Here is a 14,759-nt window from a genome sequence, read left to right on the forward strand (position 1 = left end):
CGGGGAGGGCACGGGTCAGCGGGTGTGGCCGCTGCCGGTGACGACGTAGGTGGTGCTGGTCAGCTCGGGCAGGCCCAGCGGACCGCGCGCGTGCAGCTTCTGCGTGGAGATGCCGATCTCGGCACCGAAACCGAACTCGCCGCCGTCGGTGAACCGCGTGGAGGCGTTGACCATGACGGCGGCGGCGTCGACCCCGGCGGTGAACGCGGTGATCGCCGAGGCCGAGTCGGCGACGATCGCCTCGGTGTGCCCGCTCCCCCACCGCGCGACGTGGTCGAGGGCGGCCGGCAGGTCGTCGACGACCCGCACCGCCATGTCCATCGACAGGTACTCGGTGGCCCAGTCCTCGTCGGTGGCCGGGACGACGGCGTCGTGCGCGGCGCGGGCGGCGTCGTCGCCGTGCAGCGTGACCCCGGCGTCGGCCAGCGCGCTGAGCAGCCGCGGCAGGAACGGCACGTCGCGGTGCACCAGCAGCGTCTCGGCGGAGTTGCAGACGCTCACCCGGTGGGTCTTGGAGTTGAGCACGACCGCCTCGGCGGTGGCCGGGTCGGCGGAGGCGTCGACGTAGACGTGGCAGTTGCCGACGCCGGTCTCGATCACCGGCACCTGCGCCTCGCGCACCACCCGCTGGATGAGCGAGGCGCCGCCGCGCGGGATGACGAGGTCGACGTGCCCGCGGGCGCGCAGCAGCTCGCCCACCGAGGCGCGGTCGGCCGGCAGCAGCTCGACCGAGCCCTCCGGCAGGCCGGCCTTCTGCGCCGCCTCCGACAGCACCGCGACCAGCGCGGTGTTGGTGCGGTACGCCGAGGCCGACCCGCGCAGCAGCGCCGCGTTGCCGCTCTTGAGGCACAGTCCCGCGGCGTCGACGGTCACGTTCGGCCGCGCCTCGTAGACGATGCCGACCACGCCGAAGGGCACCCGGACCTGCCGCAGCTCCAGCCCGTTGGGCAGCCGGGAGCCGCGGACGACGTCGCCCACCGGGTCGGGCAGGGCGACCAGCTCGCGCAGCGCGGCGGCGACGCCGGCCACCCGCGGGGCGTCCAGCCGCAGCCGGTCGAGGACCGACGCCGGGGTCCCCTCGGCCGCCGCGGCCTCGACGTCGAGCGCGTTGGCGGCCAGCACCTCGTCGGTGCGCTCGACCAGCGCGTCGGCCATCGCCGCGAGCGCGGCGTCCTTGACATCGGTGGGCAGCGTCCGCAGCACCCGGGCGGCGGCGCGGGCGCGCAGGACGGCGGCCCCGATCAGCGGCAGCTCGACGACGTCGGACACGCCCCGGAGGGTACGCGCCGCCCCTCCCGCCCGGGCACGTCCCGACCCGTGTGAGAATGGTTCTCATGACCAGGACCGCGGCCCGAGTCGCCGCCGCCGCCGCGACCGCCCTGCTGCTCGCCGCCTGCGGCTCCTCCGGCGGGGACGAGGCCGCCGCGGCCGACGGCGTCCGGGTGCAGGCCGCCTTCTACCCGCTGCAGTGGGCGGCCGAGCGGGTCGGCGGTGACCGGGTCGACGTCGCCTCGCTCACCCCGCCGGGCGCCGAGCCGCACGACCTCGAACTCACTCCGCAGGACGTCGCCGCGCTGAGCGAGGCCGACCTCGTCGTCTACCTCGAGGGCTTCCAGCCCGCGCTCGACGACGCCGTCACCCAGGCCGGCGACGCCGCCTGGGACGCCGGGCAGGCCGCCGACCTGTCGCTCACGACCGAGGCGCACGAGCACGAGGGCGAGAGCGAGGAGGAGCACGCAGCGCACGGCGAGGAGGACGGGGAGGTCGCCGACCCCCACTTCTGGCTCGACCCGACCCGCCTGGCCGACGTCGGCGACGCGCTGGCCGACCGGCTCGCCGAGGTCGACCCCGACGGGGCGGACACCTACCGCGCGAACGCCGAGGCGCTGCGCGGCGACCTCGAGAGCCTCGACGCCGAGATGCAGGAGGGGCTCGCCGACTGCGCGGTCACCACGCTGGTCACCGGCCACGACGCCTTCGGCTACCTCGCCGACCGCTACGGGCTGGAGGTGGTCGGCGTCAGCGGGCTGAGCCCCTCGGCCGAGCCCACCCCCGAGCAGCTGGCCGAGATCTCTACGCTGGTCCGCGAGCGCGGCGTGACGACCGTCTACACCGAGACCCTCGCCGACCCCGCCGTCGCCGAGACCGTCGCCGAGGAGGCCGGTGTGCAGACCGCCGTCCTCGACCCGATCGAGGGCCTGACCGACGAGTCGGCCGGTGACGACTACCTCGAGGTCATGCGGGCCGACCTGGCCACTCTGCAGGAGGGGCAGGGCTGCGCGTGACCGACCTCGCGCTCCGGCTGGCCGGCGCCACCATCGGCTACGGCGACGTCGCGATCGTCCGCGACGCCGACCTGACGGTGCGGCGCGGCGAGGCGGTCGCGGTGCTCGGCTCCAACGGCTCGGGCAAGACGACGCTCTCCCGCGGCCTGCTCGGCCTGGCCACCGTCCTCGGGGGCACCGTCGAGGTGCTCGGCGCCCCGGTCGGCCGGCAGCGCGAGCACGGCCGCATCGGCTACGTCCCCCAACGGCACACCGTCAGCGGCGCGATGCCGGCCACGGTCCGCGAGGTGGTGGGCGTGGGCCGGCTGCCCCGGCTGGGGCTGTTCCGGCGCCCCGGCCCGCGCGACCGGGCCGCGGTCGCCGAGGCGGTCGACGCCGTGGGCCTCGCCGACCGGCTCGAGGACCCGGTGGCCGCACTCTCCGGCGGCCAGCAGCGGCGGGTGCTCGTGGCCCGCGCGCTGGCCGCCGAGCCGGAGCTGCTGGTCATGGACGAGCCCACCGCCGGGGTCGACGCGGCCAGCCAGGCCGCACTGGCCGCCGTGCTGGCGCGGGTGTCGGCGGCCGGCACGACGCTGCTCGTCGTGACCCACGAGACCGGGCCACTGTCGGGCGTGCTCATGCGCGCGGTCGTCGTCGACTCCGGGCGCCTCACCTTCGACGGCCCGCTCGCCGCGGTCGGGCCGGTGGCCGGCGCCGACTGCCACCACCCCGCCGGGGCCGCCGCCCCGCCGGTGCGCGGGTACCGGCTGGACCAGCCGCGGCCGGCCCCCGACGCGGTCCGCGTACGCGACGGGAGCCGCTGACGTGGAGCTGCTCGAGTACGGGTTCATGCAGCGGGCGCTGCTGGCCTCGCTGATGGTCGGCCTGGCCGCACCCGCCGTCGGGGTCTTCCTGGTGCAACGGCGGCTGTCGCTGCTCGGTGACGGGCTGGGGCACGTCGCGCTCACCGGCGTCGCCGTCGGCGTGCTCACCTCCACCGCGCCGGTGGGGACGGCGCTGGTCGCCGCCGTGCTCGGCGCGGTGCTCATCGAGCTCGTCCGCGCCCGCGGCCGGACCAGCGGCGACGTCGCGCTCGCCGTCCTGTTCTACGGCGGCATCGCCGGCGGCGTCGTGCTGCTGTCGCTGGCCCCGCGCGGGCAGGCGACCAACCTCGACGCCTACCTCTTCGGCGCCATCACCACGACGACCGGCGCCGACGTCGCCGTCTTCGCGGCCATCACCGTGGTCGTGCTGGCCGTCGTGTGGCTGCTCGGGCAGCGGCTGTACGCGGTGAGCGACGACGAGGAGTACGCCCGCGCCGTCGGCCTGCCGGTGCTGGCGCTCAACGTCGTCCTGGCCGTGCTGGTCGCCTCGACGGTCGTGCTCTCGATGCGGGTGGTCGGCCTGCTGCTGATCAGCGCGCTGATGATCCTGCCCAGCGCCATCGCCCAGCTCGTCGGGCGCAGCTTCCGCAGCACGCTGTACCTGGCCTGCGCGATCGGCGTCGTCGTCAGCGTCTCGGGCACCGCCGGCTCCTACTACACCGGCACCCCCTCGGGGGGCACGATCGTGCTGCTGGCCATCGCGCTGTTCCTCGTGGTCACCGCCGCGGCCGCGCTGCGCGAGGCGACGGCGCGGCGGCGGCACGTCCGCCGGGTCGAGGTGCACGCCGCCCACCCCCACGAGCACGGCGAGGGGTGCGGCCACCGGGCGGTGCCGCACGGCGACCACGTCGACTACGACCACGACGGGCACCTGCACGCGCCGCACCGGACCGGCACCGGGACGCACTACGACGAGCACAGCGACCACGCGGCGACGCCGCCGGTGGGGACGGAGCGGCCGTGAGCGCCCCCGAGGTCCCGGTCCGCCGGCAGACGCGGCAGCGGACGGCGGTGCTGACCCTGCTCGACCAGCTCGACGGCTTCCGCACCGCGCAGGACCTGCACGCCCTGCTGCGCGAGCGCGGCGACGCCGTCGGGCTGGCCACCGTCTACCGCGCGCTGCAGGCGCTGGTCGACGACGGCCTGGTCGACGTGCTGCGCGGCGAGGACGGCGAGGCGGCCTACCGGCGGTGCTCGCCGGTGCACCACCACCACCTGGTGTGCCGGTCCTGCGGGCTCACCGTGGAGGTCGCCGACCCGCCGGTGGAGCGCTGGGCCGCACGGGTGGCCGCCGAGCACGGCTTCGCCGACGTGCAGCACCAGCTGGAGGTCTTCGGCACCTGCGGCCGCTGCACTCCCGCTCAGCGGTAGGGGTCGGTCACCTCGCGCAGCCGGGTGAGCGCCGCGCGCAGCTGCGCCGTGGTCTCCTCCCCCAGGTGGGCCGTCCACTCGGCCTCGACCTCGGCCTCCACCCGGCGGGCGATGGCCACCATCTCCCAGCCGCGCTCGGCGATCTGCACCAACCGGGCGCGGGCGTCGGTGGGGTCGGGGACGCGGCGGACGAAGCCGCCGCGCTCGAGCTGGTCGACCAGGTGGCCGGCGGTCTGCTTGGTGACCAGCGCCTGCGCCGCCAGGTCGGTCAACCGGGTGCCGGAGGGGCCGATCCGGGCGGCGATGCGGGCCTGGGCGATCGTGATGTCGCCGACGCCCTCGGCCGCCAGTGTCGCGAGCAGCCGGGCCTCCATCGCCCGGGACGGGTAGAAGCACAGCAGGGCCAAGTTCTGGTGGTCCGGGTCCTGGTGGTCCGGGTCCTGGTGGTCCGGGTCCTGGTGGTCCGGGTCCTGGTGGTCCGGGTCCTGGTGGTCCGGGTCCCGGCGACCCCGGCGGTCCCCGTCCTGCCCGACCCCGTCGCTCCCGCTCACGGCACCCCTTGACGTTGGTCAGATGTTCTGACTGAATGGTCAGACCATCTTACCAACTCCGAGGGGGCCGTCGTGGACCTCGACGACGTGTGGCGCACCATCGACGCCCAGCGCTCGAGCCTGGCCGACCTGTTCGACGACCTGTCGCCGGCCGAGTGGGAGACACCGTCCCTGTGCGACGCCTGGCGGGTGCGCGACGTCGCCGCACACCTGACCTTCTCGCAGGCGCGCCTGCGGGAGGCGATCGTGCCGGCGATCCGGGCCGGCGGCAGCTTCGACCGGATGATCCGTGACTCGGCGCTGCGCGTCGGCCCGCTGCCCCACGCCGAGTACGGCCGGCGGATCCGGGCGATGCTCGGCTCCCGGCGGCGGGTGCCGTTCGTCAGCCCGATCGAGCCGCTCACCGACGTGCTCGTGCACGGGCAGGACGTCGCGATCCCGCTGGGTCGCGAGCGGCCCGTCCCGCCGGTGCCCGCAGCCGTGTCGGCCAGGCGGGCCTGGGACCTGAGCTTCCCGTTCGGGGTGCGGAGGCGACTGGCCGGCCTGCAGCTGCGGGCCACCGACAGCGACCTCGTGCTGGGCGAGGGCGCACCGGTCGAGGGCACCACCGGTGACCTGCTGCTGCTGGTCACCGGACGCACCGCCACGCTCCACTGGCTCTCCGGCGAGGGCGTGCACAGGCTGCCGGCGGCGAAGGGCCGCCGGGAGGACTCGAGGAGGACGACATGACCCTGGGCGTGATCACGGACGTGTCCGCACCCGTGGAGGCCTACGACGCGGTGCACGCGGCGATGCTCGAGCGGATGGGCCCGGCCGTCGACGGCCTGCTGCTGCACCTGGCCCGGCCCACCGCGGGCGGCTTCCAGGTGATCGACGTGTGGGAGTCCCGCGAGGCCTACGAGCGCGGGATCCGGGAGGTGGTCGGGCCGGTGTCCGCGGAGGTGCTGGGAGGTCAGGCACCGCCGCCCTCGGTGGTCACCGAGTTCGAGGTCCGCGGCCTCGTGCTGCCGCGGGCCGGCGTCGCCGTCTGACGCCCACGTCCCCGCTCGACGAGGAGGACGCGATGACGTGGGCGGTGATCGAGGACGTGTCGCCACCGGCGGAGCCGTACGACCTGGTGGAGCTGTACGACACGGTGCACCGGCTGCTGCTGGAGCGCACCGGTGGGGCCTTCGACGGCCGGCTGGTCCACCTGGCCTGGCCGACCGCCGACGGGCTGCGGGTGGTCGAGGTGTGGGACTCCCGGGAGCAGTACGACCGCTACGGCCGCGAGGTCGTCGGGCCGCTGGTCGACGAGGTCCTGGCGGGCCGGCCGCACCCGCCCGAGCAGGGGACCCCGTTCGAGGTCCGCGGCCTGGTGGTCCCGGCCGGCGGGGTGGTGGTCCCGGCCGGCGTGACGGCCCGCTGACCCGCCGGGACGGCCCTGCGCACGGGGTCCTCCGTCAGTTCAGCGCGCGGGTGCCGGGCGGCAGGACGCCGCCGCCGACCATCTCGACGACGGCGTCCTGCAGCGCGGTGAGCGCCACGCGCTGGGTGAACGGGCCGGTGGAGACGCGGGCGACGCCGAGCTCCTGCATCTCGCGGGCCGGCAGCGACGCGCCGGGCACGCTGATCAGCGTCAGTCGGTTGCGGCCCAGCCCCTCGACGACCGCCTCGATCTCCTCGCGGGCCACCAGGCCGGGCACGAACACGACCGGCGCGCCGGCCTCGAGGAACGCCCGGCCGCGCCGGACGACCTCGTCGAGCAGCTGCGCGCGGTCGGCGCCGGCGCCGGCCCGCAGCAGGGCGTCGGTGCGGGCGTTGAGCACGAAGTCGATGCCGGCATCGCGGCCGGCCCGCACCACGGCCTCGACGGCGGCCACGGCGTCGTCGAGCGGCTTCATCTGGTCCTCGAGGTTGCCGCCGACCACGCCCTTCTCGATGGCCCGGCGGGCGGTCTCGCCGGCGTCGCCGTAGCCGGCCTCCATGTCCATGCTCACCGGCAGGTCCACCGCGGCGGCGATCCGCCCGACCATGTCCAGGTGCAGGTCGAGCGGGATGTTCTCGCCGTCCTCGTAGCCGAAGGTCGACGCGATCCCGTGGCTGGCGGTCGCGAGCGCGCGCACGCCGTCGGTGGCGGCCACCACCTGGGCGGAGACCACGTCCCACACGTTGGTGAGGACGAGGATCTCCGGGGCGGTGTGCAGGTCGAGCAGGGTCCGGGCGCGGGTGGCGAGATCGGTCACGGGGGCGACCGTACGGCTCAGCGGGACCGCAGGGCGCGCAGGGCGCTCTTGCGGGCCTCGCCGGTGAGCCGGTCGAGGAAGACCTTCCCGTCGAGGTGGTCGACCTCGTGCTGCAGGCAGCGCGCCATGAGGCCCGAGCCCGACAGCCGCAGCGGCTCGCCGTGCACGTCGAACCCCTCGGCGACGGCGTGCATCGCCCGCACGGTCGGTGCCCAGATGCCGGGGATGGACAGGCAGCCCTCGTCGCCGTCCTGGACCTCCTCCGACAGCTCCACGATCCGCGGGTTGACCAGGTGACCGATCTCGCCGTCGACGTGGTAGCTGAACACCCGGGCGCTCACCCCGATCTGCGGGGCCGCCAGCCCGGCGCGGCCGGGGTGGTCGACGGTCTCCTCGAGGTCGCGCACCAGGGCGGCGAGTTCCTTGTCGAAGGCCCGCACCTCGTCGGCGGGCGTGCGGAGCACGGGGTCACCGAGCTCGCGGATGGGGCGGATGGTCACCCGGGCAGTCTCGCAGCCGTCCGCGGGCGTCCCACCAGCACCATCTCGTCGCGGTGGACCACCTCGCGGCGGTACTCGGGGTCGAGGTCGGGAGTGCGCCGGCCGAGCAGCGCGGGCAGCTCCCGGGCGTCGTAGGCGACCAGCCCGCGGGCGACGACGGCGCCGTCGGGCCCGACCAGCTCCACCGGGTCGTCGGCGAGGAAGTCGCCGTCCACGCCCGTGATGCCGGCGGCCAGCAGCGACGCCGACCGCTCGCGCACCGCGCGCACCGCGCCCTCGTCGAGGACCAGCCGCCCGCGCGGCCGGCTGGCGTAGCGCAGCCAGAACTGCCGCCCGGAGGGACGGCGGCCGGTGGGGGTGAACAGCGTGCCCACCCGCTCCCCCGCCAGCGCCGCGGCCGCCCGCGGCGTCGAGGTGACGACGACGGGCACGCCGGCGCCGGAGGCGATGAACGCCGCCTCGACCTTGGTCGCCATGCCGCCGGTGCCCACGCCGTTGCGCCGGGCGGTGCCGAGGGTGACCGCGGCGAGGTCGGCCGGGCCGGCCACCCGGTCGAGCAGCCGCGCCGGGCCGGTGCGCGGGTCGCCGTCGTAGACGCCGTCGACGTCGGAGAGCAGGACCAGCGCGTCGGCGGCGGCCACGTGCGCCACCAGCGCCGCGAGCCGGTCGTTGTCGCCGAAGCGGATCTCCTCGGTGGCGACGGTGTCGTTCTCGTTGACGATCGGGAGCACGCCGAGCGTGAGCAGCCGCTCCAGCGTCTGGCGGGCGTTGCGGTAGTGGCCGCGGCGGGTGAGGTCGTCGGCGGTGAGCAGCACCTGCCCGACGACGATGCCGTGCCGGTCGAAGGCGTCGGCGTAGGTCTGCACCAGGCGCAGCTGCCCGACGCTGGCGGCGGCCTGGGCGGTGGCGAGGTCGCGCGGGCGGCCCTCGACGCCCAGCGGCGCCAGGCCGGCCGCGATCGCGCCGGAGGACACCAGGACCACCTCGCGGCCCGACGCGCGCACCGCGGCCAGGACGTCGACCAGCGCGGTCAGCCGGGCCGGGTCCAGGCCGCCGGGCAGCGTGGTCAGCGACGAGGAGCCGACCTTCACCACCACGCGGCCGGCGCCGGCGATCTCCGGGCGGACGGTCACGCGTCGTCGTCCCGGGGGTCCGCGGGCAGGTCCTCGTCGGCCCAGGTCTCGGTCATCTCGTAGGGCACCCGGCGGGCCTTCTTGGCCGCCAGCCGCTCGGCGGCCCGCACACGGTGCGGGGCGTCGATGCGGCTGTCGGTGCCGCGGCCGCCCAGGCCGGCGGTCTCCTCCGCCAGCGGCGTGCCGGCGGGCAGGCTGGGCTGGAAGTCGAAGGCGACGTCGCCGATGACGACGGTGTCGCCCTCCTGCGCGCCGAGGCGGGTGAGCTCGTCCTCCACGCCGAGCCGGTTGAGCCGGTCGGCGAGGAAGCCGACGGCCTCGTCGTTGCTGAAGTCGGTCTGCCGCACCCAGCGCTCGGGCTTGACGCCGCGGACGACGAAGGTCCCCTCGTCGTCGGGGTCGGCGGTGACGGTGAACCCGGAGTCGTCGACCGCGCGCGGCACGACGGTCACGCGGGCCGGCTCGGGCTCCGGCAGGGCGGCCCGGTGCTCCTCGACGGCGGCGGCGAGCGCGTAGCCGAGCGCGGCCAGCCCCTCGCCGGTGGCGGCGCTGACCGGGAACACCTGCAGGCCGCGCTCCTCGAGGGCCGGGCGCACGAGGTCGACCAGCTCGCGGCCGTCGGGCACGTCGATCTTGTTGAGGACGGCGACGCGCAGCCGGCCGACGAGGTCCTCGCGGTACTGCGCCAGCTCGTGCTGCAGCGCCTCGATGTCGCTCTCGGGGTCGCGGCCGGGCTCGAGCGTGGCGGTGTCGACGACGTGCACCAGCACCGCGCAGCGCTCGATGTGGCGGAGGAACTCCAGGCCCAGCCCGCGGCCCTCGGACGCGCCGGGGATGAGCCCGGGGACGTCGGCCATGGTGAACACGGTGTCGCCGGCCCGGACGACGCCGAGGTTGGGCACCAGCGTGGTGAACGGGTAGTCGGCGATCTTCGGCCGCGCCGCCGACATGGCCGCGATCAGCGAGGACTTGCCCGCCGAGGGGAAGCCGACCAGGCCGACGTCGGCGATGCTCTTGAGCTCGAGGACGGCGTCGAGGGCCTCCCCCGGCTCCCCGAGCAGCGCGAAGCCGGGCGCCTTGCGGCGGGGGTTGGCCAGTGCGGCGTTGCCCAGCCCGCCCTTGCCGCCCTGGGCGAGCACGACCCGGGTGCCGGCGCCGACGAGGTCGGCGATCACCTCGCCGTCGGGGGTGCTGACGACGGTGCCCTCGGGGACCCGCAGCACCCGGTCCTCGCCGTTGGCGCCGTTGCGGTGGCTGCCGGCGCCGGGGCGGCCGTTGCCGGCCTTCTGGTGCGGGCGGTGGTGGAAGTCCAGGAGGGTGTGGACGTTGGGGTCCACCTCGAGGACGACGTCACCGCCGTTGCCGCCGTTGCCGCCGTCGGGGCCACCGAGGGGCTTGTACTTCTCGCGGTGCACGGACGCGACGCCGTGACCGCCGTTGCCCGCGGCGACGTGCACGACGACGCGGTCGACGAACGCGGCCATGTCTGCTCTACCTGCTCACTGCCTCGGGAACGCCACGAGCGCACGGGCCGGCCGGCCCGTGCGCTCGTCGCGGGGTGTTCTGGGGAGAGCCCTGCGGGCTCAGGCGTCCACGGTCGTGACGGAGACCGTCTTGCGACCACGCCGGGTGCCGAAGGTGACCGCGCCGGGCTGCAGCGCGAACAGCGTGTCGTCGCCGCCGCGGCCCACCCCGAGACCCGGGTGGAAGTGGGTGCCGCGCTGGCGCACGATGATCTCGCCGGCCTTGACGACCTGGCCGCCGAAGCGCTTGACGCCGAGGCGCTGGGCGTTCGAGTCGCGGCCGTTACGGGAGGACGAGGCGCCCTTCTTGTGTGCCATGTCGTCGTCAGCCCTTCGTGATGTCGCGGACGACCACGTCGGTCAGCGGCTGACGGTGGCCCTGACGCTTGTGGTAGCCCGTCTTGTTCTTGAACTTGTGGATGCGGATCTTCGGGCCCTTGCCGTGGCCGACGATCTCGCCGGTCACGGTCACGCCGGCCAGCGCCTGCGCGTCGCTGGTGACGGTGTCGCCGTCGACCAGGAGCAGGGCCGGGAGGGTGACGGTGTCGCCCGCCTCACCCGCGAGACGGTTGACCGTGAACCGGTCGCCCACGGCCACCTTGTGCTGCCGGCCACCGGCCTTCACGACTGCGTACACCACTGAACTCCTCGATCGCTGCTGTCGGTCCCGCGACGCGTCCTGGACGCACCCCGGCGCGGGAGCCGGGTGCCGGACGGGCCGCACCGCCTCCTCGACCCCTGGCGCGGAGCCGGGTCGGGGCGGTGCAACCCGACCAGCGTACCCGAGCGGCCGGGACCGGGTCGAACGCGGCCCCGCCGCAGGGTCCCACCGCGAGCGTGCGAGCGGTGAGGGGCGGTGGGGTCCTGCCACGAACGCGGTCCCGGCCGCCCGGAGGTCAGGACGCCGGCGGACCGGCCGGGCGGCTGGCCGCGCGACGGCGCCGCGGGCGCGTGCCGCCGGCGACCGTGGCCGCCCCGTCCCCGGTCGCCCCGGCACCGGCCGGGGCGGTCGTCTCGGCGGGGGGCGCCGTCTCGGCGGGGGGCGTCGTCTCGGCGGGGGCTGCCTCGGCAGCGGGCGCGTCGGCGGGGTCGTCGTCCATCGGGCCGGGGTCGTCGATGCCCGCGCCGGGCGGCAGCGCCGCCTCGTCGTCGCCGGCGTCCGGCGTCGCCACCGGCTCGGGAGACGGCTCGGGAGCCGACTCGGGAACCTCCGCGCCGGGCACCTCGGCGCCGATCTGCACCGTCACCTCGACCTCGGGGGCGCCGTCGGTCAGGGCGGACCCGGCAGCCGGGACGTCCTCGGGAGCGGGAACGTCCTCGGGAGCGGTCGCGGCGGTGAGCACGGCGGCGTCCTCCGCGGCCCGCTCCTCCCCCGACTGCCCGCGGTTGCGCCGGCCGCGGTTGCGCCGGCCACCGGGACGCTGTCCGTCCCCGGCGTCGCCGTCCGGGCCGGGCTGCCCGGTCGCGACGACCTCCGCGGGCTCGCGCTCGGCCTCCTTGCGCTCGGCCTCCTTGCGCTCGGTGTCCTTGCGATCGGTGTCCTTGCGCTCGTCCCGGCGGGCCGGCTCGCGCCGGCCGCCGTTGCTGCCGGAGCCGTTCCCGCCGGAGCCGCTCCCGGAGCCGCTGCGGCGCTTCTCGTCCACCGGGTCGGTGTGCACGAGGACGCCCCGGCCGCGGCAGTGCTCGCACGGCTCGGAGAACACCTCGAGCAGGCCCTGGCCGACCCGCTTGCGGGTCATCTGCACCAGGCCCAGCGAGGTCACCTCGGCCACCTGGTGCTTGGTGCGGTCGCGGCCCAGGCACTCGGTGAGCCGGCGCAGAACCAGGTCGCGGTTGCTCTCGAGCACCATGTCGATGAAGTCGATGACGATGATGCCGCCGATGTCGCGCAGCCGGAGCTGGCGGACGATCTCCTCGGCCGCCTCCATGTTGTTGCGCGTGACGGTCTGCTCGAGGTTGCCGCCGGAGCCGGTGAACTTGCCGGTGTTGACGTCGACGACGGTCATCGCCTCGGTGCGGTCGATGACCAGCGAGCCGCCCGAGGGCAGCCACACCTTGCGGTCGAGCGCCTTGGCCAGCTGCTCGTCGACGCGCAGGTCGCGGAAGACGTCGCCCTCGCCGGTGTGGCGGGTCAGCCGGCCGGACAGCTCCGGGGAGACGTGCGCGACGTAGGCCTCGACGGTGTCCCAGGCGTCGTCGCCCTGGACGACGAGCTCGGTGAAGTCCTCGTTGAAGACGTCGCGGATGACCCGGATGGCGAGGTCGGGCTCGCCGTAGAGCAGCGCGGGCGCGTTGCTCGACGAGGACGCCTTGGTCTGGATGACCTCCCACTGGGCCTTGAGCCGGGCGACGTCGCGGGTGAGCTCCTCCTCCGAGGCGCCCTCCGCGGCGGTCCGGATGATCACACCGGCGTCCTCGGGGACGATCGTGCGCAGGACGTCCTTGAGCCGCTGCCGCTCGGTGTCGGGCAGCTTGCGGCTGATGCCGGTCATCGAGCCGCCGGGCACGTAGACCAGGAAGCGGCCGGGCAGGTTCACCTGCTGGGTGAGCCGGGCGCCCTTGTGGCCGATCGGGTCCTTGGTGACCTGGACGAGCACCTTGTCGCCGGACTTGAGCGCCTGCTCGATCGAGCGCTGCTTGCCGGTGAGGCCGGCGGCCTCCCAGTTGACCTCGCCGGCGTACAGGACGGCGTTGCGGCCCTTGCCGATGTCGATGAACGCCGCCTCCATGCTGGGCAGCACGTTCTGCACCCGGCCGAGGTAGACGTTGCCGGCGAACGACGTCGCCTGCGCCTGCGTGACGTAGTGCTCGACGAGCACGCCGTCCTCGAGGACGGCGATCTGCGTGCGCTCGCCGCGCTGGCGGATGACCATCCGGCGCTCCACCGCCTCGCGGCGGGCGAGGAACTCGGCCTCGGTGAGGATCGGCGCGCGGCGGCGCCCGGTGTCGCGGCCCTCCCGGCGGCGCTGGCGCTTGGCCTCCAGCCGGGTGGAGCCGGTGACGCCGCGGACGTCGTCGTCGCTGGTGACCCGGCCGTTGCGGCCGGCCCGCTCGGGGCGGTCGTCGTCGTCCTCGGTGCCGGACTCCGCGGCGGCGTCCCCACCCCGGCGACGGCGGCGGCGACGGCGGCGGGTGGTCGACCCGCCCTCGGCGTCGTCGGCCTCGGCGTCCTCGGTCTCGGCGTCCTCGGTCTCGGCGTCCTCCTCGTCGGCGTCCTCCTCGTCGGAGGCGCCGTCGCCCGCGGCCCGCTCGTCGGCGGCGGGCTCGCCGGTCTCGTCCTCGGCGTCGGCGGACTCGTCGCCGCTGCGCCCCCGGCCCCGGCCCCGGCGGCCGCGGCGGCGGCGCCGGCTGCCACCGGACTCGTCGCGGTCGACGTCGTCACGGTCGGACTCGTCGCGGTCGGACTCGTCGCGGTCGGTGTCGCCCGCGTCCTCGTCGGTGTCCTCGTCGGCGTCCTCGACCGCCTCGACGGCGGTCCGGTCGTCGGCCTCGGCCGTGGCGCCGCGGCGGCGCGACCGGCTCCGGCGCGAGCGCGGCGCGGGGGCCTCGTCGTCCTCAGCGGGTGCGGCGGCGTCGGCGACGTCCTCGACGTCGGGCGACTCCGGCAGCGGCCGGCGGCTGCGACGGCGGGGCGCCGGCGGGGCCTCGGCCTCCAACGGCGCCACGAAGCTGACGAAGGCCGGGATCGCCGGCGCGACCGGCGGCGAGGGCGGAGCCGCCACGGGGTCGGCCGATCCGGCGGGGCGCGTGGCCCGGCGGCGGGGCCGGGCGATGACCGCCGTCGGCTCCGGGGAGCTGAACTGCGCGCCGAAGGGCGAGCCGACCGGCTCGTCCTCGGGCTCCTCCGGCTCCTCCTGGGGCTCGGTGCCGGCCTGCGCCCCCGGCTCGGCGGCGGCCGTCTCGGCCGGCTCCTCCTCGGGGGTCTCCCCCGTCGCCGCCTCCCCGGTGAGCACCTCCGCGACGGCGGGAGCGTCACCGCCCGGGGTGCCGGCGGGAGTGCTGTCCGGCGTGGTCGTGTCGCTGCTGGTGTCGTTGTCCTGGTCGGCCACGAGGGCTCGCCTCCTGTGTGGTGCTCCCGGGCGCCGGTCCCCTCGGGACAGGCGGCCGCGCAGGAGCACGGGTTGGGCGGGCCGGGCGGCCGCTCCGGGTGCGGCGGCGCGTCCGGCCTGCGAAGTCTGTGGTCGGTCCCGGTCGGCGGTGGCCGTGTCCGGAGCCGGTCTGCAGGTGGTGCGGGACTGCAGGTGGTGCGGTGGTCTGGGGTGCTGCGGTGGTCTCGGTGGTGCCGGGCGGGCGCGTCACGTCTGGCAG

16 protein-coding genes are annotated in these 14,759 nt (G+C 76.0%); 7 read left to right on the forward strand and 9 right to left on the reverse strand.

The genetic code is table 11. From position 1 onward, the window contains the following. Positions 1–15: 15 nt before the first annotated feature. On the reverse strand, positions 16–1,269 hold the full coding sequence (locus tag CHC04_RS16235) for a glutamate-5-semialdehyde dehydrogenase (protein WP_089404965.1): 1,254 nt from the start codon (positions 1,267–1,269) through the stop codon (positions 16–18). A gap of 65 nt (positions 1,270–1,334) precedes the next feature. Here CHC04_RS16235 and CHC04_RS16240 point away from each other — a divergent pair, with 65 nt between their 5' ends. From CHC04_RS16240 to CHC04_RS16255, 4 genes are read left to right on the forward strand one after another with little or no spacing between them, the layout of a single operon-like run. Continuing rightward, positions 1,335–2,285, forward strand: a complete 951-nt coding sequence (locus tag CHC04_RS16240) for a metal ABC transporter substrate-binding protein (RefSeq protein ID WP_089404966.1) — start codon at positions 1,335–1,337, stop codon at positions 2,283–2,285. Beyond that, positions 2,282–3,088, forward strand: coding sequence for a metal ABC transporter ATP-binding protein (locus CHC04_RS16245; RefSeq protein ID WP_245817315.1), 807 nt, complete (start codon positions 2,282–2,284; stop codon positions 3,086–3,088). Before CHC04_RS16240 ends, CHC04_RS16245 begins: the two co-directional genes overlap by 4 nt. 1 nt (position 3,089) lies before the next feature. Next, positions 3,090–4,112 (forward strand): metal ABC transporter permease, encoded by a 1,023-nt coding sequence (locus CHC04_RS16250; RefSeq protein ID WP_089404968.1) that lies wholly within the window; start codon positions 3,090–3,092, stop codon positions 4,110–4,112. Continuing rightward, positions 4,109–4,519: a Fur family transcriptional regulator gene (locus CHC04_RS16255; protein ID WP_089404969.1), complete on the forward strand. Its 411-nt coding sequence runs from the start codon at positions 4,109–4,111 to the stop codon at positions 4,517–4,519. The genes CHC04_RS16250 and CHC04_RS16255 overlap by 4 nt, the downstream gene beginning before the upstream one ends. Here the strand turns inward: CHC04_RS16255 and CHC04_RS16260 are convergent. Beyond that, a complete protein-coding gene (locus CHC04_RS16260) occupies positions 4,510–5,070 on the reverse strand; it encodes a MarR family winged helix-turn-helix transcriptional regulator (protein ID WP_245817317.1) in 561 nt (186 codons plus the stop codon). The two genes, CHC04_RS16255 and CHC04_RS16260, sit on opposite strands and share 10 nt — an antisense overlap. A gap of 72 nt (positions 5,071–5,142) precedes the next feature. Between CHC04_RS16260 and CHC04_RS16270 the strand changes: the two genes are divergently transcribed. Genes CHC04_RS16270 through CHC04_RS24275 form a run of 3 tightly spaced genes read left to right on the forward strand, consistent with a single transcriptional unit; the run spans position 5,143 to position 6,478 of the window. Then, positions 5,143–5,799, forward strand: coding sequence for a maleylpyruvate isomerase family mycothiol-dependent enzyme (locus CHC04_RS16270; protein ID WP_089404970.1), 657 nt, complete (start codon positions 5,143–5,145; stop codon positions 5,797–5,799). Then, on the forward strand, positions 5,796–6,101 hold the full coding sequence (locus tag CHC04_RS16275) for a hypothetical protein (protein WP_089404971.1): 306 nt from the start codon (positions 5,796–5,798) through the stop codon (positions 6,099–6,101). The genes CHC04_RS16270 and CHC04_RS16275 overlap by 4 nt, the downstream gene beginning before the upstream one ends. Positions 6,102–6,133: 32 nt before the next feature. Continuing rightward, the gene (locus CHC04_RS24275; protein ID WP_089404972.1) at positions 6,134–6,478 is read left to right on the forward strand and encodes a hypothetical protein; all 345 of its coding nucleotides are present in this window, start codon (positions 6,134–6,136) and stop codon (positions 6,476–6,478) included. A gap of 34 nt (positions 6,479–6,512) precedes the next feature. Here CHC04_RS24275 and CHC04_RS16285 read toward each other — a convergent pair whose 3' ends face one another. From CHC04_RS16285 to CHC04_RS16315, 7 genes are all read right to left on the reverse strand, one after another. Beyond that, entirely contained in the window at positions 6,513–7,295 is a 783-nt protein-coding gene (locus CHC04_RS16285) for an isocitrate lyase/PEP mutase family protein (protein ID WP_089404973.1), read from the reverse strand. Positions 7,296–7,312: 17 nt separating this feature from the next. Continuing rightward, positions 7,313–7,795, reverse strand: coding sequence for a peptide deformylase (def, locus tag CHC04_RS16290; protein WP_089404974.1), 483 nt, complete (start codon positions 7,793–7,795; stop codon positions 7,313–7,315). Beyond that, positions 7,792–8,928 (reverse strand): glutamate 5-kinase, encoded by a 1,137-nt coding sequence (gene proB, locus CHC04_RS16295; RefSeq protein WP_089404975.1) that lies wholly within the window; start codon positions 8,926–8,928, stop codon positions 7,792–7,794. Before proB ends, def begins: the two co-directional genes overlap by 4 nt. Further along, on the reverse strand, positions 8,925–10,412 hold the full coding sequence (gene obgE / locus CHC04_RS16300; protein ID WP_089404976.1) for a GTPase ObgE: 1,488 nt from the start codon (positions 10,410–10,412) through the stop codon (positions 8,925–8,927). The genes proB and obgE overlap by 4 nt, the downstream gene beginning before the upstream one ends. Before the next feature lie 99 nt (positions 10,413–10,511). Continuing rightward, on the reverse strand, positions 10,512–10,769 hold the full coding sequence (gene rpmA / locus CHC04_RS16305) for a 50S ribosomal protein L27 (protein ID WP_089404977.1): 258 nt from the start codon (positions 10,767–10,769) through the stop codon (positions 10,512–10,514). Positions 10,770–10,776: 7 nt separating this feature from the next. Then, positions 10,777–11,088 carry a 50S ribosomal protein L21 gene (rplU, locus tag CHC04_RS16310; RefSeq protein WP_089405053.1) on the reverse strand — a complete coding sequence of 104 codons (312 nt, stop codon included), beginning with the start codon at positions 11,086–11,088 and terminating at the stop codon, positions 10,777–10,779. Between the two features lie 259 nt (positions 11,089–11,347). Next, entirely contained in the window at positions 11,348–14,500 is a 3,153-nt protein-coding gene (locus tag CHC04_RS16315) for an Rne/Rng family ribonuclease (protein WP_089404978.1), read from the reverse strand. Between the last annotated feature and the right edge of the window lie 259 nt (positions 14,501–14,759).

This window comes from Geodermatophilus saharensis (assembly GCF_900188205.1).
Classification (GTDB): domain Bacteria; phylum Actinomycetota; class Actinomycetes; order Mycobacteriales; family Geodermatophilaceae; genus Geodermatophilus; species Geodermatophilus saharensis.

Bases quoted from the DNA above. Each gene is read 5' to 3' on its own strand.
- CHC04_RS16240 (WP_089404966.1), top strand. From the start codon at position 1,335: ATGACCAGGACCGCGGCCCGAGTCGCCGCCGCCGCCGCGACCGCCCTG.
- CHC04_RS16275 (WP_089404971.1), top strand. From the start codon at position 5,796: ATGACCCTGGGCGTGATCACGGACGTGTCCGCACCCGTGGAGGCCTAC.
- CHC04_RS24275 (WP_089404972.1), top strand. From the start codon at position 6,134: ATGACGTGGGCGGTGATCGAGGACGTGTCGCCACCGGCGGAGCCGTAC.
- obgE (WP_089404976.1), bottom strand. From the start codon at position 10,412: ATGGCCGCGTTCGTCGACCGCGTCGTCGTGCACGTCGCCGCGGGCAAC.
- rpmA (WP_089404977.1), bottom strand. From the start codon at position 10,769: ATGGCACACAAGAAGGGCGCCTCGTCCTCCCGTAACGGCCGCGACTCG.